This window comes from Trueperella abortisuis, from assembly GCF_030811095.1.
Lineage (GTDB): Bacteria > Actinomycetota > Actinomycetes > Actinomycetales > Actinomycetaceae > Trueperella > Trueperella abortisuis.
In genome coordinates this window covers 1741549-1767416 of the sequence record NZ_JAUSQL010000001.1, presented here as the reverse complement: position 1 = coordinate 1767416, position 25868 = coordinate 1741549, and the positions used below count along the sequence as shown (strand labels likewise).

The window sequence follows — 25868 nt, the reverse complement described above, 5'->3', positions numbered from 1 at the left end:
TAAGGAGCCTCATGTGTGCCTGTGACTGTTGTGGTTGTGGGTGTTTGTGTGTGGGGTTTTTAGTGGTTCGCAATGTGGGGGGCTGGCATGCTGTTGGGGTGTGGGGTAACACCTGTGCTGCCTGCGCCGGGCTCTGTTGTGGGGTTTGTGTGTGGTGTTGGTGTGGTGGTTGAGAATTGTATAGTGGATGCGAGCATCTTTTGGTTTTTGTAAGTGTGTAAGGGCGTTCGGTGGATGCCTTGGTACACGGAGCCGATGAAGGACGTTGTAGCCTGCGATAAGCCTCGGGGAGTTGGCATACGAGCTGTGATCCGAGGGTGTCCGAATGGGGGAACCTGCCTGGAGTTGTTTCTGGGTACCGCCACCTGAATGTATAGGGTGGTTGGGGGTGACGCGGGGAAGTGAAACATCTTAGTACCCGTAGGAAGAGATATTCTGTGAGTAGTGGCGAGCGAAAGCGGATGAGGTTAAACCGGGTGTGTGTGATAGCCGTCGGGCGTTGCATATTCGGGGTTGTGGGAGCTGCGTGATTCCTCCGACGAGGGGTCGTGAAGTGATAAAGGTGTGGGATAGGCGAATCAGTTGGGAAGCTGGACCGTAGACCGTGATAGTCGGGTAGTTGAAATCTTGCGCTCTTCTTGTGGTGTTCCCGAGTAGCACGGGGCTCGTGAAATCTCGTGTGAATCTGCACAGACCACTGTGTAAACCTAAATACTTCGTGTGACCGATAGTGGATAGTACCGTGAGGGAATGGTGAAAAGTACCCCGGGAGGGGAGTGAAATAGTACCTGAAACCGTGCGCTTACAATCCGTCAGAGCCTTCTTGGTGGGGGTGATGGCGTGCCTTTTGAAGAATGAGCCTGCGAGTTAGGATGTGTGGCGAGGTTAACCCGTGTGGGGTAGTCGTAGCGAAAGCGAGTCTGAATAGGGCGCCATAGTTGCATGTTCTAGACCCGAAGCGGAGTGATCTAGCCATGGGCAGGGTGAAGCACGTGTAAGAGCGTGTGGAGGCCCGAACCCACTTCAGTTGAAAATGGAGGGGATGACCTGTGGTTAGGGGTGAAAGGCCAATCAAACTTCGTGATAGCTGGTTCTCCCCGAAATGCATTTAGGTGCAGCGTTGCGTGTGCTTGCTGGTGGTAGAGCGACTGGATGGTTGATGGCCCTTATACCGGGTACTGAGATCAGCCAAACTCCGAATGCTGGTTAAGTTGAGCGTGGCAGTGAGACTGTGGGGGATAAGCTCCATTGTCGAGAGGGAAACAGCCCAGATCATCGGTTAAGGCCCCTAAGGGTGTGCTAAGTGGGAAAGGATGTGGAGTTGCTGTGACAACCAGGAGGTTGGCTTAGAAGCAGCCATCCTTGAAAGAGTGCGTAATAGCTCACTGGTCAAGTGATTCCGCGCCGACAATGTAGCGGGGCTAAGTACACCGCCGAAACCGTGGCAACAGTTTTTGTTGGGTAGGGGAGCGTCGTGCTTGAGGTGAAGCTGCCGGGTGACCGTGTGGTGGATTGAGTGCGAGTGAGAATGCAGGCATGAGTAGCGATTGACGGGTGGGAATCCCGTCCTCCGAAAAACTAAGGGTTCCAGGGGCAGGTTCGTCCGCCCTGGGTTAGTCGGGTCCTAAGGCGAGGCCGACAGGCGTAGTCGATGGGTAACCAGTTGTTATTCTGGTACCGGCGAAGGACCGTCCATGCTGAAGCGGGGGGATACTAACCATCCTTGCCTACTGCTGGCCCTTTTGGGGGTTGGTGGTGTGGTGAGCGTGGGGCCTGATCTTGTGGTAGGCAAGCGTGTTAACAGGGGTGACGCAGAGTGGTAGCTTCCGCGTGGCTTATGGCTTGCCACGTTTAACAGCGCAGCTTGTTTCTTTGGTAAATCCGGGAAGCGTTTTGAGTGAGGCTGGATGATGAGACCTTGTGGTCGAAGTAGAGTGATCCTGTGCTGCCGAGAAAAGCCTCGACGTGAGGTTCTAGCCGCCCGTACCCTAAACCGACACAGGTGGTTTGGTAGAGTATACTAAGGAGTTCGAGTGAATCGTGGTTAAGGAACTCGGCAAAATGCCCCCGTAACTTCGGGAGAAGGGGGGCCTGATCCTTGAAGCACTTTGCGTGCTAGGGGTGATGGCCGCAGAAACCAGGGAGAAGCGACTGTTTATCAAAAACACAGGTCCGTGCGAACACGTAAGTGGATGTATACGGACTGACGCCTGCCCGGTGCTGGAAGGTTAAGAGGATCGGTTAGATGCCCTTTTGTGGTGTCGAGGCTGAGAATTTAAGCCCCAGTAAACGGCGGTGGTAACTATAACCATCCTAAGGTAGCGAAATTCCTTGTCGGGTAAGTTCCGACCTGCACGAATGGCGTAACGACTTCTCCGCTGTCTCAACCGCGAACTCGGTGAAATTGCATTACGAGTAAAGATGCTCGTTTCGCGCAGCAGGACGGAAAGACCCCGGGACCTTTACTATAGCTTGGTATTGGTGTTTGGTACGGTTTGTGTAGGATAGGTGGGAGACTGTGAAGCTGTCACGCTAGTGGTGGTGGAGTCATTGTTGAAATACCACTCTGATCGTGCTGGATGTCTAACCTTGGACCATGATCTGGTTCAGGGACAGTGCCTGGTGGGTAGTTTAACTGGGGCGGTTGCCTCCTAAATGGTAACGGAGGCGCTCAAAGGTTCCCTCAGCCTGGTTGGTAATCAGGTGTTGAGTGTAAGTGCACAAGGGGGCTTGACTGTGAGACTGACAGGTCGAGCAGGTACGAAAGTAGGAACTAGTGATCCGGCGGTGGCTTGTGGAAGCGCCGTCGCTCAACGGATAAAAGGTACCCCGGGGATAACAGGCTGATCCTGCCCAAGAGTTCATATCGACGGCATGGTTTGGCACCTCGATGTCGGCTCGTCGCATCCTGGGGCTGGAGTAGGTCCCAAGGGTTGGGCTGTTCGCCCATTAAAGCGGTACGCGAGCTGGGTTCAGAACGTCGTGAGACAGTTCGGTCCCTATCCGCTGCGCGCGTTGGAAACGTGAGGAGGGCTGTCCCTAGTACGAGAGGACCGGGACGGACGAACCTCTGGTGTGCCAGTTGTATCGCCAGGTGCATGGCTGGTTGGCTACGTTCGGGAGGGATAACCGCTGAAAGCATCTAAGCGGGAAGCCTGCTTTAAGATTACGTTTCCTTGACATTTGTTGTTGTGAGGCCCCCTATAGATCATGGGGTTGATAGGCCAGGCGTGGAAGCATTGTAAGGTGTGGAGCTGACTGGTACTAATTGGCCGATTACTTACTTAAACAACTTTTTTGTTGTGTTCGCATCTACTATACGATTCTGGGTCACTACGCCGTGCGTGTGTGTTTCCCGTGTTTTTGACGGTGGTTATAGCGGTGGGGTAACGCCCGGTCCCATTCCGAACCCGGAAGCTAAGCCTGCTAGCGCCGATGGTACTGCACTTGTGAGGGTGTGGGAGAGTAGGACACTGCCGTCATTGTTTGTGAAGAAGAAGGGGGGGTCCCGGCACTTGTGCCGGGACCCCCCCTTTTTTTATCCTGTAGCCCCCTGCTTGGTCCGCACGGCGTCGTTTGGGGTGCCCGGGACTGTGGTGTCCAGGATGGCTTAGACTCTCGTGGTGTAACTCCACCCCACAGCCACGCGCGAATGCGGGATTGACGGTGACGCGGCTCGGCGCTCAGTTGGGGATGCGCCGGTGTTGAGGATCGGATGCAGCGTTGTATGCCCAGGTAGCTGGGTTGATGGCTCAATCGACTTGTCCAATCTATCGGGGTTGCTTCAGCGATTGATATATGTCTAGATAGAGTTATATACAATGGACTCCGTACGACGAAGGTCCCGGATATCGTGGTGTCCGAATAAGTCCTTGATTGTTTAACGAAAAGCAGTTCCGAGGTTGGGGAACGCGTTTCACATTATCCCCATCTATTGGTTAATTGGCGTGCTACGATTATTCATGCCGTAAGGTAACAGTATGCAATGGCGCTACAGCCTCACACAACTCGATTCGGGGTGCTCATGGTATCGATACCACCAAACATTCATCTGAGAAACGGCGGGACTTCCGTCTTTGTGCGGCTTACGGACCGGGGGTTACCTCAGGTGCTGTACTGGGGCGCGGATCTCGGGGCGGTCAGTTCAGACCAGGCCACGGCGTTCTCGCGGGCGCAGATTTCCGCCGTCGTCTCGGGCCTGGCCGATGTCCCTCCGCTCTTTTCTCTCGTACCGCAACAGAGCGAGGGGTGGATCGGCACGCCGGGCTTGGTTGGCGCGCGCGATGGCGCGGCGCAGTTCTCCTCATTCGTGACGGGCTCGGTCGAGCAGACGGCGTCGTCGATGATCGCCCACGCTCACGATGACGAGGCGGGTATCGATCTGACACTTGAGCTGGAGATCACGGGCTCAGGCCTAGTGCGCACTCGGGCAAGCGTGACGAATACGGGTGAGGATGGCTATCAACTCGACTCGCTACTGCTGGCACTGCCGACACCCGCCAGCGAGACCTTCGTCATCGATCAAAGCGGACACCATTTGCGTGAACGTGACACTCACCTGCACGAGTTCACCATCGGTTCGCATCGGCGTGAAATCCGTGTGGGGCGCGGACACTCCGCATCAACGATTCACGGCACCTGTGAAGAAGGCACATCGTGGCAGCGCGGACTTGTCCATTACGTTCACGTCGCCTGGTCGGGTAACACCTGCACTATCGCCGAGCGGGACACGCAAGGCTACCAGGGGCTACTTGCGGGAGAGTTGCTTTACCCGGGCGAAGTTCTTCTCGCACACGGCGAGCGCTATACCTCTCCGTGGATCGTGGGCACTTGGGGCGAAGGGCTTGATGAGGCAGCCGGGCGCATCCACGAGTTTCTCCGAGGCCGCTCGAACCACCCGACGACGCCCCGGCCGGTGACGCTGAACGCGTGGGAGGCGGTGTACTTCAAACAGGAACTGCCCCATCTCCTCAAGCTCGCTGAAGAGGCCGCGAAGGTGGGAGTTGAGCGTTTTGTGCTCGATGATGGATGGTTCTCGGACAGGCGAGATGACACGACCAGCCTGGGGGATTGGACCATATCGGAAGAAGTGTGGCCGCACGGACTGGCTCCGCTGGCGGACGCGGTTCATGCGGCAGGAATGCAGTTCGGTTTGTGGTTCGAACCGGAAATGATCAGCCCCAATTCGGAGGTGGCGCGGCGTCATCCGGAGTGGATTCTGTCACCGCGCACGCATCGCCCGCAGGAGGCGCGCCACCAGCAGGTGATAGACCTGACGAACCCTGAAGCCTATGAGCACGTCAGATCGCAGATGGTTGCGGTGCTGGATTCGACGACTGTCGACTACATCAAGTGGGACTTCAACCGCGACCTGTACGAGGCGATCTCCCCGCTCACGGGCAAGCCGGTCTACCACGCTCAAACGCTGGCAACCTACCGGCTCATGGACTTCATTATGTCCGCCTATCCGGGGCTGGAGATTGAGTCTTGTGCTGGAGGCGGCGGGCGCATTGACCTGGGTATCATGGAGCACGCGGTACGCGTGTGGGGCTCGGACTGCACGGATGCGATGGAACGCCTGCAGATCGAAGCCGGAACATCGCTACTCTTGCCGCCGGAATTGGTTGGGTCTCACGTTGCCTCAACGGTGTCACACCAAACGGGGCGCACGTTGAATCTGGCATTGCGTGCCTCGAATGCGATGTTCTCCCACATGGGGATTGAGTGGGACTTGCCGAACGCGGATCCGCATGAGCGTGACGAGCTGGCCAAGTGGGTCGCGTTGCACAAGAGCTTGCGCCCAATGCTGCATTCGGGACGCGTGGTTCACGCAGATCATCCCGATCAGGGCTACCGGGTTCACGGCGTCGTTGCGCAGGATCGATCGGATGCTGTCTTTGCTCTCACGCGCGTGCAGACCTCACCGCAGCGTCCCACTCCCGCGTTACGTCTGCCTGGACTGGATAACGACGTCGTCTACCACATGCGCGAGCTCCTGCCGGGCGGAATCGACTCCGCTATCGCTACAGGCGCCGGTTCGGTGCCGTGGTGGCAGGACGGCCTCACGCTACCGGGGCGGGTCATCATGCAGGCTGGTTTTCGTTTCCCGGATCTCAACCCGCTGCAAACCGTTCTCTTGCGCCTGAGTGCACGAGCCTAACGTGTTTTTCACAAGGTAAATTTAGAAAGGAGAAAAGCGATGTCATCACCCACGGTGAGCGCACCAACGAAGGTGCGTCGTCACGCCGTCAACAACCGGCAAACCCGCTATGCATTGATTTTTCTCGCCCCCGCTGGAATCGGGCTCATCATGTTCTATCTGGTCCCAGCACTTCGAGGACTGTACTTTTCGTTTACAGATTACGCGGTTCTCACGCCACCCACGTGGACAGGCATGGCAAACTACCAGCGACTCATCGAGGATCCCCTCTTTTGGAATTCCATCAAGGTGACGCTGTACTACGTGGTGCTCAACATCGGTTTCCAAACGATCATCGCGATCCTTCTGGCAGTGCTACTCCAGCGATTGACCAGCTCCACCCTTATCCGCGGTATGGCGCTGTTGCCATACTTCATTGCGAACGTGGTTGTCGCCCTGGTGTGGTATTTCATGATGGATTACCAGATCGGTATCGTGAACGTGGTCATGGACGGCATCGGTCTGGATCGCGTGGCATTCTTCGGTGAATCAGCCTGGGCCATTCCAACCGTGGCGTTCATCAACGTGTGGCGCCACATGGGATACACGGCTCTCTTGGTCTTTGCCGGGTTGCAAACCATCAACAAGTCGGTTTACGAGGCCGCAGATATCGATGGCGCGGGTGAAGTGCGAAAGTTCTTCTCCATTACCCTTCCGCTCCTTCGTCCGGTTTTGGCCATGGTCTTGGTGGTTACCGTTACCGGTTCGTTCCAGATCTTCGACACGGTTGCCATCACGACGAAGGGCGGGCCGATTAATGCTACGCGCGTGATCTACTACTACATCTGGGATCTCGCGTTTGGCCAGCTCGACTTCGGATACGCATCTGCCTTGGCGATGGTGCTGTTCGTGTTGCTCTTTGGCGTGACGCTCATTCAGCTTCGCCTGATGAGAGCAAACGAATCGGATGAACTGTGAGGTGAGTACTATGACGACCCAGACAATCACTAAGAAGTCCAGCGTTGCTGGCACTGCCCGCGTAGCTGAGCCAAAGAAGCGTCACGGCCTGGGATTCTACGCCGCATGGGCGTGCCTGATCTTCCTGCTGCTCATCACCATATTTCCGTTCATATGGATGCTGCGCTCATCTTTGATGACGAACTCGGAACTGGTGTCCTCGCCAGGGACACTATGGCCGGAAAACCCCACGCTCGATGCCTATCGTCGTGTCTTTGGCATGACGAGCCCCGAAGAATCGCTGGCTCAGGGCGGCGCGGGTGCCTCCATCAACTTCTGGCTTTACCTGCGCAACTCACTGATCGTGGCAAGCGTGGTCACGGTCGGGCAAACGCTGTTCTCAGCGATGGCGGCCTACGCATTCTCACGGCTGACATGGAAAGGGCGCGACGCTATCTTTGCCCTTTTCTTGTCTGCTTTGATGGTGCCGAGTATCTTCACCATGATTCCGAACTTCGTGCTGATCAAGCAGCTCGGCTTGCTCAACACTTTTCCCGGGATCGTCTTGCCTACGTTCTTCATGACGCCGTTCGCGATCTTCTTCTTGCGCCAGTTCTTTCTCGGCGTGCCCAGAGAGATCGACGAGGCCGCGATGATCGACGGAGCCGGCCCGTTCAAGGTGTTCTTCCGGGTGATCTGCCCGATGGCTTCAGCTCCGATCATCACGCTTGCCGTCTTGACGTTCATCAACGCCTGGAACGACTACATGTGGCCGTTGCTGGTCGGCCAGTCGGACAACGTGCGCGTGCTGACGGTGGCGCTCGGCATCTTCCGCTCGCAAAAGCCGCAGGGCTCGCCCGACTGGACGGCGCTGATGGCAGCCGCTCTCGTTGCCGCGCTGCCCATCGTGATCCTGTTCGTGATCCTGGGCAAGCGAATCGTGAACTCTATTGGATTCTCCGGGATTAAGTGAGGCGCATCATGAAGAAGAATAATCTACGGCATGTTTCGCGCAAGCGCCGTGCATTCGCTGCGCTCGCCGCGCTGAGTCTCGTCTCAGGCGCTACGCTATCGGCGTGTGCCACAAATGCGGGTGACACGGCCGACAAGGTCACGCTTCGGTATTGGCTTTGGGACGCGGGACAGTTGCCCGGATACAGGCAGTGCGCAACAGATTTCGAAAAGAAGAACCCGGATGTGCACATTCAGATCGAGCAGTACGGGTGGGATGACTACTGGACGCAGATCACCGCCTCGATGGTGGCGGAGAACGCACCGGACGTCTTCACCAACCACACCGCACAGTTCGGCAAGTACGCCTCGCTGGGGCAATTGCTAGACATTGAGCCCTACGTCGAGGAAGAAAAATACGATTTCTCGGTCTATGCGCCGGGCCTCGCCGATCAGTGGGTTTCGCAGGACGGCACGCAACGCTACGGCCTGCCAAAAGACTGGGATACCGAGGCCTTGTTCTACAACCAGGACATGGTTAAGGAAGCAGGATACTCGCCCGAAGATCTTTGGAAACTTGAGTGGAATCCGACAGACGGTGGTTCTTTTGAGAAGTTCCTCGCGCACATGACAATCGACGCCAACGGCGTGCGAGGCGACGAAGAGGGCTTCGACAAGAGCCGCGTCAAGGTTTACGGAATCGGGTACAACGAGGCCGGCTCTGGCTATGGCCAGGTTCAGTGGTCGCCGTTTGCCCTCTCGAACGGGCAGTGGACGTGGACGGAAACGAACCCCTGGGGGCAGCACTTCAACTACGATTCGCCCAAATTCCAGGAGACCATCGGGTGGTGGCGTTCGTTGATCGAAAAGGGGTACATGCCGCCGCTGTCCATCGCCACGTCTGGCATTGGCACGCTTGAATCGCTTGGCTCGGGCGCCTATGCGACGCTGATTGAAGGATCGTGGAATATCTCGAATATCGCCACGACTTCGCAAATACCGGTACAGGTCGCTCCGACGCCGATTGGTCCGGACGGCCATCGCGCATCGGTGATGAATGGCCTGGCTGATTCGGTGTGGGTCGGCACAAAGCATCCGCAAGAAGCGTGGCGCTGGGTGAAATACCTGGGATCTGCTGATTGTCAAGATGTCATCGCCGAACAGGGCACCGTTTTCCCCGCGATCATGACCTCCACTCAGAAAGCCATCTCGACCTTCGAGAATATGGGGATGGACGCGCGCGCGTTCTCCATACACATTGACGAAGGCACAACGGTTCCCTCTCCGGTGGTTGACCGCTGGGCGCAGGTGGATTCCATGATGAAGCCAGCTATGTCGGCCGTGATCGCCTTCGAAGCTGACCCATCATCGTTGACCGATGCGAACAATCGTGTCAACGTGCTGATGAGCTCGAATCGAGAGGACAAGTAGGCCTTTGCCCCGGGTGTTCCCCCGTTATTCCAAACGGGGGAACGCCTGAGGCGAAGGCGGATATGTGCTTGGCGCTATAAGAAGCACTGGGCGGCAACACCCGCGGCCGCGGCGCTACGGCCGCGGGACGCAATCTCGCACGGGACGCAATCTCGCCGGCCCTGATAGAATCCCGGCCATGCGAACCACCGATCTCGCCCATCGGCACGCCGGGCTCGCCGGAGAGGAAACCCGCTGATGCCCCGGCCATCAAACGCCGCACACAACCCGTTTTCGGAGGCGGGCGCCTCGGTCGCCTCTTACGTCGACGTCCGTCCGGGCTACCCGGCTTGCGCGCTCGAAGGAGTCGTTGCTCGCTGCGACGTCGTCGTGGATGTGGGGGCCGGAACCGGAAAGCTCACCGCGACGCTCGCAGCCTTGGCGCGAACCGTATGGGCGGTGGAGCCGTCGGCGGACATGCGGGCCGGGTTTCGCCGGGCCCTTCCCGACTTCCCGGCGAGGCGTCTGCTCGACGCGACGGGCGAGTGCCTCCCCTTTGCTGACGCTTCCGTGGACGTTCTCGCGTATGGGCAGTGCTGGCACTGGCTCGACGAACGGGCCGCCGCGCTTGAGGCGGCCCGTGTGGTGCGCCCGGGCGGTCGGGTTGTGATCTTGTACAACCAGTTCGACGTGCGCCAGGCGTGGGTCCACCGGTTGGCGCGGATCATGCGCTCCGGGGACGTGCACCGGGCCGACAGGGTCCCCGACCTGCGTGTGCCCGGCCATCACGGACACATGGAGCATCCCTTCACCGAGCCTGAACTTCGCCTCACGACGTGGCTGGACCCGCTGTTGCCCGCCCAGATTGCGCAGCTCGGGACCACGCGCGCGTCGTGGATCCGGGCGGGGGAGGCCGGCCGCGCCCGGATGCGCGCTAACCTTGAGTGGTACATGTTTGAGCACTTGTCCTGGCGCGACGACGCCGTGGTGGGGCTCCCGTATCAGCTCCAGGTGTGGACCGCCACCCGATGTTAGCGCGGGTGCGGCTACGATGGCGTTAGAGAGAAAAGAGGAGATCGTGGCGCAGCTTCGTTCAGCGACATCAACACAGGGACGCAACATGGCCGGTGCTCGCGCGCTTTGGCGCGCGACCGGGATGGCAGCAGAGGATTTCGGCAAGCCGATCATTGCGGTGGCCAACTCGTTCACCCAGTTCGTACCGGGCCACGTGCACCTGAAAGACATGGGCCAGCTGGTCATTAAAGCTATTGAGGAAGCCGGCGGCGTGGGCAAGGAGTTCAACACGATCGCGGTGGACGACGGGATCGCGATGGGCCACGGGGGCATGCTCTACTCGTTGCCTAGCCGTGAGATCATTGCCGACTCGGTCGAGTACATGGTCAATGCCCACTGCGCGGACGCGCTGGTATGCATCTCGAACTGTGACAAGATCACGCCGGGCATGCTCATGGCCGCCATGCGGCTCAACATCCCGGTGGTCTTCGTGTCGGGTGGTCCGATGGAGTCGGGCAAGGCGGTTGAGGGCGTGGCCGACCACAACATTGACCTCATTGACGCTATGGCGCTGTCTGCCAACGATTCGGTCACGGACGCTCAGCTGCTCGCCGTCGAGCAGAACGCCTGCCCCACGTGCGGGTCGTGTTCGGGCATGTTCACGGCGAATTCGATGAACTGTTTGACGGAGGCGCTGGGCCTGTCGTTGCCGGGCAACGGCTCGACGCTGGCCACCGCCGCGCGCCGCAAGGATCTTTTTGAGCGCGCGGGGGAGCTCATCGTGGAGCTGTGCCATCGCTACTACGACGACGGCGACGAGTCCGTCCTGCCACGCTCGATCGCGACTGCGGGAGCGTTCCGCAACGCGATGACGATGGATATTGCGATGGGCGGCTCGACGAACACGGTGTTGCACATTCTCGCCGCCGCTCACGAGGGCGAGGTTGACTTCTCGCTCAATGACATCGACGAGCTCTCGCGCCGCACCCCGTGCCTGGCGAAGGTGGCCCCGAATTCCACGCGTTTCCACATGGAGGACTTCCACAGGGCGGGAGGCATCCCCGCGATCCTCGGTGAGCTTGACCGCGGCGGCCTGCTTGACCGAAGCGTCCACGCCATCCACGCCGACTCCCTTGAGCAGTGGCTGGGGGAGTGGGACGTGCGCGGCGGCTCCGCCTCGGAGAAGGCGAAGGATCTGTTCACGGTCGCACCGGGCGGAGTGCGCACCACGCGGGCCTTCTCGCAGGATAGGCGCTACGACTCGATCGACGACGACGCGCAGGCCGGCTGCATCCGTGACCTCCAGCACGCCTACACCGCCGACGGTGGCCTGTGTGTTCTTTTCGGCAACCTTGCCGAGGACGGGGCCGTCATCAAGACGGCCGGCATCGACGAATCCCTCTTCCACTTCGAGGGCCCGGCGCGCGTGGTTGAGTCGCAGGAGGCCGCGATCGATCTCATCCTCTCCAAGCAGGTCAAGCCGGGCGACGTCGTCGTCATCCGCTACGAGGGTCCCAAGGGTGGGCCGGGCATGCAGGAAATGCTCTACCCGACGTCGTTCCTCAAGGGGCTGGGCCTGGGTAAGACGTGCGCGCTGATCACGGACGGGCGTTTCTCGGGTGGAACGTCGGGGTTGTCGATTGGGCACATTTCGCCGGAGGCGGCCTCGGGAGGAGCGATCGGCCTGATCGAGGAGGGCGACCGGATCGTCATCGATGTCCCCACGCGACTGCTCAAGTTGGACGTAGCGGACGAGGAGCTCGCGCGGCGTCGGGCGGATAAGGGCGAGGCGCCCTGGGTGGCCAACCGCGACCGCAAGGTCTCGAAGGCGTTGCGGGCCTACGCGGCGATGGCGACCTCGGCCTCGTCGGGGGCGGTCCGCAAAGTTCAGTAGGGTGGCGTAGGACCTGTGTCGATAATGGCCCCCGCCTCGGGCATGTAGTATCGACGGCGTTGTTATCGATCTGAATGGGTTGGTTATGGGAGACGAGAAACCTAGCACTCTTGAAGAAAAGACGCGGGCGGTTCTCGCATACGGCAGACTGTTGCTGGCTTCTGGCGCGGGTGCATATCGTGTGAAGTATTCGATGGCGAGAGCCGCTCATCAGCTTGGAATTAACCGTCTTGAAGCTTCTGTCACGATGACGGATATCACCGCAACTGCGTGGGAGAACGGCCGCTCGCAGACGGACTTTACCGAGCAGCGTCACGTGGGGGTGAACTCTCGGCGTCTCGACGTCTTGTCCCAGATCGGCACCCGGGACCTTGCAGTGCGTGACGTGTCCCACCTGCGCTCGCTCTTGGATCAGACGGTCAAGCAGGATCGACACTGGGGGATGTGGACGACTGTCGTTGCGGCGGCGGTCGCGTGTGCGGCGTTTTGCTTCCTGAATGGTGGGCGCGTCGTCGAATGCACCACCGTGTTTTTTGCGGCCGGCGTTGGCCAGCTTGTGCGAAAGCTGATGCTTAAGCGCAATTTGGCTCACTTCTTCATCTGGGCCGTGTGCGGCATGGTCTCCCCACTGGTGTACATGGGGTTTCTTTCCATGTTGGCCTCCTTTGGCTACGTCCTGCGGCTGAGCCATGAGGCGGGGCTGATCTCAGCGATCTTGTTCCTTATCCCCGGCTTCCCGTTGACGACGGCGATGCTCGACTTTGTGCGTTCGGACTTCCAATCCGCGTTGGCGCGGTTCTCCTATTGTGTGATGGTGCTCGGGTCGGCGGGTCTACCCCTGTGGATCGTTACCCACGCGGCGCAATGGGATGTGGTGGGCGCCGCTCCGATGGCGTTGCCGTTCGCGGTTAACCTACTGCTGCAGGTCTTGTGTTCTTTCGTGGCGGCGGGTGGCTTTGCGATCCTGTTTAATGCCGCGTGGAAGGTTGCGCTTTTGGCGGCCGCGGTGGCGGCGCTGACCAACCCGACCCGCCTGATTCTGCAGAATTATACGGGCACCCCCTGGCAGATCGCGGTTGGTTTGGCCGCCTTCGTTGCCGGTTTGTGTGCGACGTTCGTGGCATGGCGGACGACCCATTCGCGTGTTTCCCTCTCCGTCCCCTCCGTTGTCATCATGATTCCGGGAGTGCCGTTCTACCGCGCGTTGGTGGCGATCAACGAGGGTAACCTGTCGATTGCGTTGACGACGATCGCGGAGGTCTTTTTTGTTATTATGGCGATCGGATTCGGCTTGGCTTTCTCCCGCGTGCTCACGGATCGGGGCTGGCTGCACGATCGTGATACGACCAAGCTGGCTGACAGCTATCTGGAGGATCGCCCGAACTAGCTTCCTGATCTGGAGGCATTCTGTATTGCTGCGTCCGGTGGGAATCGCGTCTCTTTCCGGGGATAATAGACGCAGGTCTCGTTCATAGGGAAGGTGTAGGATGACGGGGTTTCTCGAGTTCTTCGCTGAAGAGCCAGTGCTGCTTGCGTTCTTGCTGATTGGCATAGGCATGGTTTTCGGCCACATCAAGGTTGCGGGGGTCTCCCTTGGTGCGGCAGCGGTACTGTTTGTCGCGATTGCGTTTTCTGCTTTCGCGAAGGCTAACGGAATCGACATCGCGATTGGGACGAAGGTGGGCCACCTCGGGCTGGCATTGTTCACGTTTGCGATCGGCAATAACTCTGGCCCGTCGTTCTTTGAGAACATCCGGCGGGCTATTGGGCCGATGGTCGCGCTCGTCGTCATTTACTTCCTGACTGGCGGGCTGGGTTACGTCGTCGGGCGTTTTGTCCTCGGGATGGATGTTGCCCTCGTCTCAGGTACGTTTGCGGGTGCGTTGACGAACACTCCCGCGTTGGCGGCTGCCGCAGACGCGTCGGGATTCGAGGCGCAAGCGACCGTCGGTTACTCGATTTCTTATCTGTTCGGCGTGATCGGAATGATGATTGCTGCCTCTATCGCGTTGCGTCATGCCTCAGAAGATACCGACAAGCCCATGCCGATCACGCATATGAATCTGCGTGTGGATCGCGACGATAACCCTCGCGTGGGAGCAATCCTTGGTCTGTTTAAGAATCCGCCGGAGATCTCGCGCATGCGCCGCGGCGAGGAGGGGCCGATCTGGATCCCCACCAAGCACGACGTCCTGGAAAAAGGTGACCTGCTGACGGTTGTTGGACCCAAGCACGAGCTGGACGAGTTGAAGACGATGGTGGGCCATCAGTCGTCGCATTCGCTGCGCGCGGATCGGCGTTATCTCGATTTCCGGCGCATCACGGTATCTGAGCCGAAGATCGCGGGTAAGACGATCGCCGAGCTTGACGAGATCCTTTTCAACAAGTACGGGGCCACGGTTTCACGTGTTCGCCGTGGGGACTCAGACATGCTCGCCGTTCCTGAATTCATGATCGAGATGGGCGATCGCGTGCGTGTCATTGGCCCGACGTCGAACATGAAGCTGATTTCCAAGTTTTTCGGCGATTCTGCGCGCGGTTTTTCTGATCTGAACCCGGTGGCGCTGGGGCTGGGAATGGCGCTCGGCATCACGATTGGTGTTATCCGTTTCCCGTTGCCCGGTGGTGGTTCGTTCGCGATTGGTTCGGCGGCGGGTGCGTTGCTGGTCGGCCTGGTCTTTGGTCGTCTGGGCCGTATTGGCAAGCAGGTTACTGCGTTGCCGAATACGACGTGTGCTGTCCTTTCCGAGTTGGGCTTGTTGATCTTCCTAGCGCAGGCCGGAACGACGGCGGGTGGCCAGATCGCGTTGGCTTTCGAATCGGGCACATGGATTCAGATTCTTCTGCTCGGCGTTCTTTTCACTACGACTCTTGCCGTTTGCCTGTACCTCGTCATGCGATACGTGTTCAAGATGGGCGGCACGCAGCTCTCCGGCCTTCTTGGGGGAGCGCAGACCCAGCCGGCGGTGTTGGCGTTTGCCAACGGGCGTACAAACACTGATCCGCGTGTCGCGCTTGGGTATGCCCTGGTTTATCCGATTGCGATGATCGGCAAGATCCTCGTGGCGACCATCCTCGGCTCTCTGCCGTAGCGTATTGCTCCGCTCGCGCGGGCCGCCGCCTGGCGAGACCGTGATCCACAATGTGAGACGTTTCGGAAAGGATTTGGCGGCCCCTCCGGCGGGAGTCTACGATCGGAGTATGTCGATCATTCTCGTAGTAGTTCAGCGCACCAGCAGGTAACGCTGACCTGCGGTGCGCCCCTCGAAACTCGAGGGGTTTTTTATTGCGCGAAGATCGACACCGAGTTTCAAGGAGGAACAATGGCACCAGCGCCAACGCCACCCAAGGCTAAACAAGAGCCGAGCACTGTCCGTGAGACGACCACGGGAGCGCGGGCGGTCATCCGCTCGCTTGAGGAACTGGGCGTCAAGACCATTTTCGGTCTGCCCGGCGGGGCCGCGTTGCCTCTCTACGACGCCATTTTTGAATCCAGCATCCGCCACATCCTGGTGCGCCACGAGCAGGGTGCCGGGCACGCGGCTGAGGGCCTGGCCGTCTCCACGGGGGAGGTTGGGGTCTGCATGGCGACCTCCGGCCCCGGCGCCTCCAACCTGGTCACCGCGTTGCTGGACGCGAACCTGGACTCGGTGCCGCTGGTGGCGATCACCGGCCAGGTGGGCGCGAGCCTGATTGGCACGGACGCCTTCCAGGAGGCGGACATCATCGGGGCGACCTTCCCACTAGTCAAGCACTCCTTCCTCATCACCGACGCCAACGAGATCCCGGCCCGAATTGCCGAGGCCTACCACCTCGCCCGCTCCGGGCGTCCCGGCCCGGTGCTGGTGGACGTCACGAAGTCCGCGCAGAACGAGGAGTGCGAGTTCGTCTGGCCGCCGAAGATGGAGCTACCCGGCTACCTGCCGCAGTCGAAGCCGAGCCTGCGCCAGGTGCGTGAGGCCGCCCGCATGATCGCCGGCGCATCCAAGCCGGTCTTCTACGTCGGGGGAGGGGCGATCCGCTCCCGCGCCCACGAGGAGCTCGCAGAGCTGGTGGAGATGACGGGCATCCCGGTGGTGACCACCCTCAACGCCCGCGGCGCCTTCCCCGACTCGGACCGCCACCACCTCGGCATGCCGGGGATGCACGGAACGGTCCCGGCCGTCGTCGCCCTGCAAAAGTCGGACCTGATCATCGCGCTCGGCGCGCGCTTCGACGACCGCGTCACCGGCAAGCTGGACGAGTTCGCCCCCGAGGCGAAGGTCATCCACGCGGACATCGACCCGGCGGAGTTCGGCAAGAACCGGGCGGTCGACGTCGCGCTGCTGGGCGACCTGCGCCTGACAATCGACGCCCTCATCGACGAGATTCCGGACGCCTTCGAACAGTATGGCACCCCGGACCTCACGCAGTGGTGGGAGTTCCTTGACCGCATGCGCGAGACCTACCCGGTGGGCTACGAGGAGCCGGAAGACGGGCTCATGAGCCCCCAGTACGTGATCTCCCGCCTCGGGGCGCTGGCCGGCGATTCGATATTCTCCACCGGCGTGGGTCAGCACCAGATGTGGGCCCAGCAGTTCATCCCGATGCAGTTCCCCGGCCAGCTCGTCACCTCCTGTGGCGCGGGCACGATGGGCTACGGCGTCCCGGCCGCCATGGGTGCGAAGGTGGGCAACCCGGACAAGACGGTGTGGTGCATCGACGGCGACGGTTCCTTCCAGATGACGAACCAGGAGCTCGCAACGTGCCGCCTCAACGACATCCCGATCAAGATCGCGCTCATCAACAACTCCTCGCTCGGCATGGTGCGCCAGTGGCAGAACCTGTTCTACGACGGGCGCTTCTCTCACACGGACCTGAACACCGGATACGGCACGCGCCGCATCCCGGACTTCATCAAGATGGCTGGCGCCTACGACTGCCACGGCATCCGGGTGGAGCGGCCCGAGGACGTGGACGCGGCGATCACTGAGGCGATGAGCATCAACGACCGCCCCGTCGTCGTCGAGTTCGTCGTCTCCCCGGACGCGATGGTGTGGCCGATGGTGCCCGCCGGCGTCTCCAACGACGACATCCTGTACGCGCGCGATATGCGCCCCAAGCACGAAGAGGAACAAGCATGATCAGCCACCGCCGCACACTCTCAGTTCTCGTGGAGAACAAGCCGGGCGTGCTCGCCCGCGTTTCGGGCCTCTTTGCACGCCGCGCCTTCAACATTCATTCGCTCGCGGTGGGCCCCACGGAGGATCCGGAACTGTCCCGGATCACGCTCGTGGTCGATACCTCCGAGGTCTCCTTTGACCAGATCACCAAACAGCTCAACAAGCTCGTCAACGTCATCAAGATCACGGAGCTCGAACGTGACCAGTCCGTCCAGCGCAAGCTCGTCCTCATGAAGGTTCGCGCCGACGACTCTTCGCGCACGAACGTCATCCAGGTGGTCGAGCTGTTCCGGGCCAAGATCGTCGACGTCGTCCCCGAAGCGGTCACCGTCGAGGCCACCGGTTCAGATGACAAGATCAACGCGCTCCTGTCGGCACTCGAGCCGTATGGTGTGAAGGAGATCGTCCAGTCGGGATCCGTTGCGATCGCACGCGGGTCACGTTCCATGACCGAAGTTGTCAAGACCGAGCGCAAGCAACTGCGCGGAGCATAAGTATAAGGAGTAGACATGGCAGAGATTTTTTACGACGACGATGCGGACCTGTCCTTCATCCAGTCCAAGAAGGTGGCCGTCATCGGATACGGTTCGCAGGGGCACGCCCACGCGTTGAACCTGCGTGACTCCGGCGTCGACGTCGTGGTCGGGCTTCGCCCCGGCTCGAAGTCGATCGAGAAGGCCCAGGATCAGGGCCTGAAGACGGCGACGATCGAGGAGGCGGTGGCGCAGGCCGACGTCGTCATGATCCTCACCCCCGATCAGCACCAGCGCAAGGTTTATGCCGAGCAGATCGCCCCGAACCTCAAGGACGACGCCGCGCTGTTCTTCGCCCACGGTTTCAACATCCGCTTCGGCTACATCAAGCCCGACGCCGGCCATGACATCTGCATGGTCGCGCCGAAGGGCCCGGGTCACATCGTTCGCCGCCAGTTCGAGGACGGGCGTGGAGTGCCCGACATCGTCGCGGTGGAGCAGGATGCCTCCGGGCAGGCCTGGGACCTGGCGCTGTCGTATGCGAAGGCGATCGGTGGCACCCGTGCCGGCGTCATCAAGACCACCTTCACCGAGGAGACCGAGACGGATCTGTTCGGCGAGCAGGCTGTGCTGTGTGGCGGCGTCTCCCAGCTGATCCAGTATGGCTTCGAGGTGCTGACCGAGGCCGGTTATCAGCCGGAGATCGCCTACTTCGAGGTGCTGCATGAGATGAAGCTCATCGTTGACCTGATCAACGAGGGCGGCCTGACTAAGCAGCGCTGGTCGATCTCGGACACGGCCGAGTACGGCGACTACGTCTCCGGTCCGCGCGTCATCACCCCGCAGGTGAAGGAGAACATGAAGGAGGTCCTGGCCGATATCCAGGACGGCACTTTCGCCACCCGCTTCATCGCGGACCAGGACAACGGCGCGGTCGAGTTCAAGGCACTGCGCGCCAAGGGCGAGGGCCATCCGATCGAGAAGGTCGGGGTGGAGCTGCGCAAGATGTTCGCCTGGGAGACCATCGACGCTGACTACACGGACGGCTCGGCCGCCCGGTAAGGGGAGCAAAAACGTGTGGGGGCGGCCGCTGGTCGCCCCCACATCCGTACCGAAACTCTTCCTGGGGAAATTCCATTTTCGCCGCGTATTTGTGCCGGCCACCGACTACCATGAACGTGTAGTTCAGTGCCGAGCATTTGAGGAGCATAGGTGTCCGCTTTCCGCATCGAAGAAGATCTGCTTGGAGCGCGAGAGATCCCCAGCGACGCCTACTACGGCGTTCACACCCTGCGCGCGATCGAAAACTTTCCCATCTCGGGGCGCACCATCAACGACACCCCGCAGTTCATTCGGGCGATGGTGATGGTGAAGAAGGCTGAGGCGCTCGCGAATCGTGACAAGCGGGTGTTGCCGGAGCAGGTGGCCAAGGCGATCGTCGGGGCGTGCGACCTCATCCTGGACGAGGGGCGTTGCATGGACCAGTTCCCGGTGGACGCCTTCCAGGGCGGCGCTGGCACGTCGGTGAACATGAACACGAACGAGGTCGTGGCCAACCTCGCGCTTGAGATCTTGGGCAGGGACAAGGGCGATTACGACGTCGTCCACCCCAACGACCACGTCAACAAGTCGCAGTCCACGAACGACGCCTACCCCACGGGTTTCCGGGTGGCGCTGTACAAGATGTGTGAGGAGTTCATTTCGGAGCTGGATGGCTTGCGGGCCTCGTTTGACAAGATCGCCAGCGCGAACATGCACGTGCTGAAGATGGGGCGCACTCAGTTGCAGGACGCGGTGCCGATGACTGTGGGCCAGGAGTTCGCGGCGTACTCGGTGCTGATGGAGGAAGAGGCGCGTAACGTGCGCCGGCAGATGGAGTTGCTGCTTGAGGTCAACCTTGGAGCGACGGCGATCGGCACGAAGCTCAATACCCCGGCGGGATTCCAGCAGGCCGTGGTGGCGCGACTGGCGGAGGTGACGGGGCTGGACGTGAGCGCGTCGCCGAACCTGATCGAGGCGACGTCGGACACGGGTGCATACGTGGCGATGTCGAGCGCGTTCAAACGGATCGCCACTAAGGTCTCGATGATCTGTAACGATCTGCGCCTGCTGTCCTCTGGCCCGCGCGCCGGCTTGAACGAGATCAACCTGCCGCAGATGCAGGCGGGTTCGTCGATCATGCCGGCGAAGGTTAACCCGGTGATCCCCGAGGTGGTTAACCAGGTGTGCTTCAAGGTGATCGGCAACGACTTGACGATCACGATGGCCTCCGAGGCGGGGCAGTTGCAGCTCAACGTCATGGAGCCGGTGATTGCGCAGTGCCTGTTTGAAAACATCGAGCTTTTGACAAACGCGCTTGCCACACTGCGCGTGCGGTGCATCGACGGCATCACGGTCAACGAGGATGTCTGCCGCGCCTACGTGATGAACTCGATCGGCATTGTCACCTACCTCAATGACCTCATCGGCCACGGTGAGGGCGACTCGATTGGCAAGGAGGCCGCCCGTAGCGGCCGCGGTATCAGGGAGATCGTGCTCGAGCGGGGGTTGCTCTCGGAGGAGGAGCTTGACCGCGCGCTCTCGGTGGAGAACCTTATTAACCCGACCTACATGGGGGAGGTCTTCGAGTAGAAAGGAGGCCGCGCAACGAAGCTGGTATTCTCGGGATTCCACGACCGGTTTTATTTGCTGTATTCTACAATAGCATCAATCGAAATCAATGGAGAAACTTGGTTTCTCTCAAATTGAGGGTTTTCCTGTGAACTCTCCCTGCTCAACGGTAAAATATGTGATGTTTCTAGTCTTTCTTCGAGTTAGGATTGCGGATGTCACTCGGGATTAATCCGAAGGCGGATTTCTGTGCAGCTAGGGAGCTCTGGCGCGGACTCAACCGCTACTCCCGCGGCTTTCTCACCCGACCGCACGACTACGAAAGGCCGACGTCCATATCCTCATGGCCGACACTAGCGCTTGGAAGTTGGTGCATCGATGTTGCTCCAGGTCTCCCATGGGGGAGTGCTGAGACTGAGGGAGTTCAGGTTGTCATCTTGGGCGAATGCTTTGGGATATCGTCTGTGACGATTGACAACCATGCTGTAGCGCTAAGGGTGGCCAAACTAATTGCGCAACAGCAGGTTGATGCAAGCCATGATTACGTTGAACAATTGACGGGTCGATTCGCAATTTTCGCCGCTACTGCATGTGAGTTGACTGTATATAACGATCCGATTGGTTCATTCGGAGTCTATTGGCACCGGGACCGGATCAAATCTCAGACTCTGCTGTCGTCGCACACAAAACTCATAAGTGAGGCGGTCGGTGGGCTAGCCTCTACTGAGGCTCAAGCAGTTCTGGGTAGTCCAGACTATATTAGCCCAGGAGGAAAGGCGCTACCCGGTCTCCTCACCGGTAATGATGGTGTTTTTCCTTTGTTCCCTAACTGTTACTTGACCATTTGTGGTTCTGAGGTCTCTCATCGAAGATTTTACCCAAGACGAGATCAGAAACAATACGAGCCAATTGAAGCCTTCCAAGTCATGCATGATGAAATACTGAGACAAGCGAGGCTTTGGCTGTCACTTGAGGGGGAAGTTTTCCTTGGTTTAACTGCGGGAGGGGACTGTAAAACGATTCTTGGAACCGCATTGGAAGACTTCCAGAAACGTGGAGTCACGGCGTTTACGTACCATTTCTTTGCTACAGATAACCCAAGCACACATACTGATTTATTGGAGGCCAACCGGCGGGCTTTAGTGACGCAGTTACCACACCTTATTGCCGATGTTGGAAAACTAGAGAAAGATTCGCTTGAGGGAAAAGTCTATTCTGAATCATTTGCCGGTTGGTTCCGTTTCCCTGCACTAGCAGGCATGGTATATAGGACATTGCCGTGGAAATCTATATTTGTTAGTTCGGTCGGTGGGGAAGTAGGAACAGGCTTTTACCGGGAGCGCGAAGAGAATCTTTTTGAGCCTGCCGTTATGGCCAGGCGTTATACAACGTCGCCGTTCGCAAGGAACCCTGAAATTATTCAAGAAATGGAAAGATATAGTGAATATGTTGAATTTGAAAAGCTCGCAGACGTGAACGTTGATCCTTACGACTTCTTCTATTCTGAACATCGGCTAGGGAAGTGGTTTTCATTATGGTGTTCGGAATTTGATCTGGCAACAAGGACGGCTATACCGATGAACTCGCGAAAGCTCTTTGCGGTGATGCAATCATTTCCGACGGAGTATCGTTTGTCTGGTCAGCTCTATAGGGACTATTGGGAAAGGTTTGGCCTCAATACGATGGACATTCGTTAACTGATTCTGCAGTACTCTCTCAAATTATTTGTTTGGTCAAACGATACGATCTTGAAAGTGAGTTCCCGTGATATTTAGCCTCCGAGATGCATGTCGGTCGACAACGGGTAGGTTTTTCCTGGTTATTGGATGTGTGGTGACCCTGATTACAGCTTGCGTGCTGTCACTGATGCAAGCCTATGATCTGGTTGTTGTGGTTGTATTTGCGGCTGCATTCATCATGCTATTGGGCATAGTTTTGATTGCCAATCGGATGACTTTGATTAACGACGCGAAGTCAAGTATTGAAGCGCTATCAGATATCGCGGAAGTTAATCTGAGGGTAAGAAAAACGGCTCGACAGGTTAGTGACATCGCCGGCACGGTCGGACGATCAGCACCCGTGATCCGAGCGATCAATCAGAAAGTGTCGATCGGAGCGACTAACTCGATTGCGGGTCCGGTCAAATCTTCGACTAAAGAACCTGAAAAGGGAGATATTGCACCCATTACGCAAACACCGGGGCATATTCGTCGGCGGGATGTACACGCATTTGTAATCGCGGATGAGTTTACCGCTAACGCTTTTGCATTCGAGTGGAAGCAGACGATGCCCACTCCAGACAACTGGAAGGAACTACTTTCATCAGAGAAACCAGATCTTCTATTTATTGAGAGTGCCTGGGAAGGGAATGGTGGGACTTGGCGGTACCAACTCACGGGTTCACGTGCGCCGAGGAAGGAAATCTCCGAGTTAATAGAGGCATGTAAGCGGGAAGGTGTTCCAGTCGTGTTCTGGAACAAAGAGGATCCGCCTCATTTTGAGGACTTTTTGGATGTGGCAAAGCTTGCCGACGTTGTTTATACAACCGAGGAATCGCTACTCGACAAGTATCAACGGGCACTCGGCCACGCGAGAGTATACTTGATGCCATTTGCCGCGCAGCCAAGGATGCATAGCCCGGCTCAGCCCAGTGGAGTCGTGCGTGATAGGGCCGTAGCGTTTGGCGGTATGTATTTCAGAGATAAGTATCCCGAGAGAAGAGAGCAGATGGAATACTTACTTCCAGCTGCCGCAAAGTGTGGTTTGGATATCTTTTCGCGTCAGTATGGCGGGGACGAGAAATACCAGTTCCCTAGTGATTTCAACGATTATGTCCGTCCAGGCATCCCATATGAACAGATGGTCGGCGCTTATCACCGCTACAACGTCATACTGAACGTCAATTCAGTTCCAGATTCTAGTTCCATGTGTGCACGTCGAATATTCGAAGCTACGGCTTGTGGGGCTGCGGTTGTGTCGGCTCCCTCGCTTGCTATCGAACGTTATTTCGGAAACGGGGGAATTTCTACGCCTGCGACGCAGCAAGACGCTTATCAGGTGATCCGACCTCTCGTTCGCAATAAGGAATGGCGTGATAGAATCGTACATTTGGCTCAGCGATTTGTATGGGAGGGCCACTGCTATTCGCATCGAGTTGATCTCATTCTTGGAGAGCTCGGTATTCTTGAAATAGATAGCCATCTCAAGAAGGTCTCGGTTTTCGTAACTACTAATCGACCAGCTGAAGTTTCTGTGATTGCCGACAATTTCTTGAGGCAATCCTATGACGACAAAGAACTTGTACTATTGACACACGGCTTTTCACTCTCGGATGAACAGTTAGTGGAGTTTGCGGATTTGGGTGAGAATTTCAAGCTTCTGGAAGCACCCGAGAGCCAGCAACTCGGAGATAATCTAAATCAGCTAATCGATCATTGTACTGGCGAAATTGTTGTGCGCATGGACGGAGATGATTGGTACGGCGATAACTACGTTCGCGACATGGTCAACGCGATATTTTATTCGGGAGCTGATCTTGTGGGCAAGGCAGCCAGCTACATTTACTTTGAATCTCAGGACAGCTCGGTTCTGACCTTCGCCCATGCGGAACATAAGTATACCGATTTCGTACGAGGTGCGACCTTTGCAGGGCCTATTGAGACGTTCCGAAGGTTTAGGTTTAACTCGACAGGGCATGGGGAAGACTCTTCATACCTCCAGCAGTTGAAGCACGCGGGTGCTGTCATCTACTCCGCGGATAGATTCAACTTCTGTGTCACAAGAAGTCGCGACAAGTCCTCACACACGTGGGCAGTCGATGATATGGCCTTGTTTTCTACTGGTACTGAGTTGTACCAAGGTCACGCGAAGTCTCAGGTGAATCTTTAAATGGTTAGATGATAGCTTTGAAGAGAAGTGGTAACTAAGCCAGTGGCGTGTATTGTCATTGGTGCTGTGGATAGATGCTGAGGCTTGGAGCCCGGTTACCTTCATTAGTTCCGTCTAACTATATGCCCCCTGGTATTAACCGAGTGCTTAATACCGGGGGTTGCCATCATGGAGGTCTTTCGAACAAAGTTTTCATTTTCTCGAAAGGAAGTGCTCAAGAGAGGGTGTCAGATGGTTTGTGTATGCGGATCTGATGAAAGGATTCGATTATGACCATGACACGTGATGAGAAGACCCGCCCGGCTGGCGCCGATGTTGTTGCCGAGCTGAAGGCTAACGGTGCTTTAGACGATCTATTTGCCCGCATTGATTCTGGCCAGATCGAGCTGACCGGGGATGGGGGAATGATCCCCGCACTGATCAAGGAAGCCCTGGAGCGCGGCTTGCAGGCCGAGATGACCTCACACCTGGGATATGAGCCCCGCGATCGGCAGGCTAAGGCCGAATCTGACCGGCCAATCAACGCCCGTAACGGGTCGTATACCAAGACCGTGGCTAGCGAGGTTGGCGATATTGAGCTGACCATTGCCCGGGACCGTGAAGGCTCTCTTTCACCCCCAGGTTGGTGCCTAAAGGTTCACGGCGCCTAGGTGGGCTGGATCAGATGATTATCAGCCTTTATGCCGGTTCGATGACCGCAGGCGATATTCAGCATCATCTGGCTAAGACGATCGGCACGGAGCTATCCCATGAGACGATCGCTAATATCACCGACGCGGTCCTAAAGTCGGTCACCACCTGGCAGGAGCGGCCCTTGGAAGAGTTCTACCCGGTGATCTACCAGGTGCGATCCGGGTTAAGGTCCGTGACCAAGGCCGGGCGGACTCCAAGGCTGCTCATATTCGGGGTAGGGGCCTGCATGGAGACCATCAAGCACGCCCTTGGGTATCTGGGCCCCTAGACAACGAAGGGTCCTCGTTTTGGGCTTCCGTGTGCTCCCAACTAGCCAACCGGGGTATTCAAGACGTGCTGATTGTGTTGTGAGGTGCTGGTGGGCTTGCCTGAGGCTACCTTGGCCACCTGGCCCAACTCGCTAGTCCAAACCTGTGTCGTCCACCTGATCCGGGCCGCAAACCGGTTCGTGGCCTACCAGGATCGCAAGGCCGTCTCGGCCCCGCTGAAGACGATCTACACCGCCAGCAGCGAGCAGGTCGCTAAAGAGGCCCTAGAGGCCTTCGCCGCCTCCGACCTGGGCCAGAAGTACCCCTCGGCGGTAGCGACCTGGGGGTGCTAAGTGCACATAGTTGGTAGGGGTGTTCCGGTGATGTGGTAGGGGTGGTGTTCCGGGTTGGTGGTAGGCCAGCCCGCCT

General features: G+C 58.4%; 14 protein-coding genes, 2 rRNA genes and 1 pseudogene. All 17 read left to right on the top strand.

Going from position 1 to position 25868, the window contains the following annotated elements; all coding sequences use genetic code 11:
- Positions 1-207: 207 nt before the first annotated feature.
- Positions 208-3288 (top strand): 23S ribosomal RNA (locus J2S45_RS07970).
- Positions 3289-3365: 77 nt separating this feature from the next.
- Positions 3366-3482, top strand: a 5S ribosomal RNA gene (gene rrf / locus J2S45_RS07965).
- A gap of 542 nt (positions 3483-4024) precedes the next feature.
- Complete coding sequence (locus J2S45_RS07960) at positions 4025-6160, top strand: alpha-galactosidase (protein WP_407702482.1); 2136 nt, start codon at positions 4025-4027, stop codon at positions 6158-6160.
- 39 nt (positions 6161-6199) lie between these two features.
- Complete coding sequence (locus J2S45_RS07955) at positions 6200-7117, top strand: carbohydrate ABC transporter permease (RefSeq protein WP_296932543.1); 918 nt, start codon at positions 6200-6202, stop codon at positions 7115-7117.
- A 1-nt stretch (position 7118) separates the two neighbouring features.
- On the top strand, positions 7119-8069 hold the full coding sequence (locus tag J2S45_RS07950) for a carbohydrate ABC transporter permease (protein WP_407702508.1): 951 nt from the start codon (positions 7119-7121) through the stop codon (positions 8067-8069).
- Between the two features lie 8 nt (positions 8070-8077).
- Positions 8078-9478 (top strand): ABC transporter substrate-binding protein, encoded by a 1401-nt coding sequence (locus J2S45_RS07945; RefSeq protein ID WP_307635047.1) that lies wholly within the window; start codon positions 8078-8080, stop codon positions 9476-9478.
- 237 nt (positions 9479-9715) lie between these two features.
- Positions 9716-10492 carry a class I SAM-dependent methyltransferase gene (locus J2S45_RS07940; RefSeq protein WP_307635046.1) on the top strand — a complete coding sequence of 259 codons (777 nt, stop codon included), beginning with the start codon at positions 9716-9718 and terminating at the stop codon, positions 10490-10492.
- An 85-nt stretch (positions 10493-10577) separates the two neighbouring features.
- Entirely contained in the window at positions 10578-12365 is a 1788-nt protein-coding gene (gene ilvD / locus J2S45_RS07935) for a dihydroxy-acid dehydratase (protein WP_407702481.1), read from the top strand.
- A gap of 85 nt (positions 12366-12450) precedes the next feature.
- Entirely contained in the window at positions 12451-13752 is a 1302-nt protein-coding gene (locus tag J2S45_RS07930; protein WP_307635045.1) for a threonine/serine exporter family protein, read from the top strand.
- Positions 13753-13852: 100 nt separating this feature from the next.
- A complete protein-coding gene (locus J2S45_RS07925; protein WP_296932531.1) occupies positions 13853-15457 on the top strand; it encodes an aspartate:alanine exchanger family transporter in 1605 nt (534 codons plus the stop codon).
- A 231-nt stretch (positions 15458-15688) separates the two neighbouring features.
- The gene (locus tag J2S45_RS07920; protein WP_307635044.1) at positions 15689-17488 is read left to right on the top strand and encodes an acetolactate synthase large subunit; all 1800 of its coding nucleotides are present in this window, start codon (positions 15689-15691) and stop codon (positions 17486-17488) included.
- A complete protein-coding gene (gene ilvN / locus J2S45_RS07915) occupies positions 17488-18021 on the top strand; it encodes an acetolactate synthase small subunit (protein WP_296932550.1) in 534 nt (177 codons plus the stop codon). The genes J2S45_RS07920 and ilvN overlap by 1 nt, the downstream gene beginning before the upstream one ends.
- A 15-nt stretch (positions 18022-18036) precedes the next feature.
- Positions 18037-19062, top strand: coding sequence for a ketol-acid reductoisomerase (ilvC, locus tag J2S45_RS07910; protein ID WP_296932526.1), 1026 nt, complete (start codon positions 18037-18039; stop codon positions 19060-19062).
- A gap of 150 nt (positions 19063-19212) precedes the next feature.
- A complete protein-coding gene (gene aspA / locus J2S45_RS07905) occupies positions 19213-20631 on the top strand; it encodes an aspartate ammonia-lyase (RefSeq protein WP_307635043.1) in 1419 nt (472 codons plus the stop codon).
- Between the two features lie 443 nt (positions 20632-21074).
- A complete protein-coding gene (locus J2S45_RS07900; RefSeq protein WP_307635042.1) occupies positions 21075-22307 on the top strand; it encodes a hypothetical protein in 1233 nt (410 codons plus the stop codon).
- Between the two features lie 136 nt (positions 22308-22443).
- Positions 22444-24498 carry a glycosyltransferase family protein gene (locus J2S45_RS07895; protein WP_307635041.1) on the top strand — a complete coding sequence of 685 codons (2055 nt, stop codon included), beginning with the start codon at positions 22444-22446 and terminating at the stop codon, positions 24496-24498.
- 275 nt (positions 24499-24773) lie between these two features.
- Positions 24774-25783 (top strand): annotated as a pseudogene (locus J2S45_RS07890) (IS256 family transposase); the annotation flags it as partial.
- Positions 25784-25868: the final 85 nt, after the last annotated feature.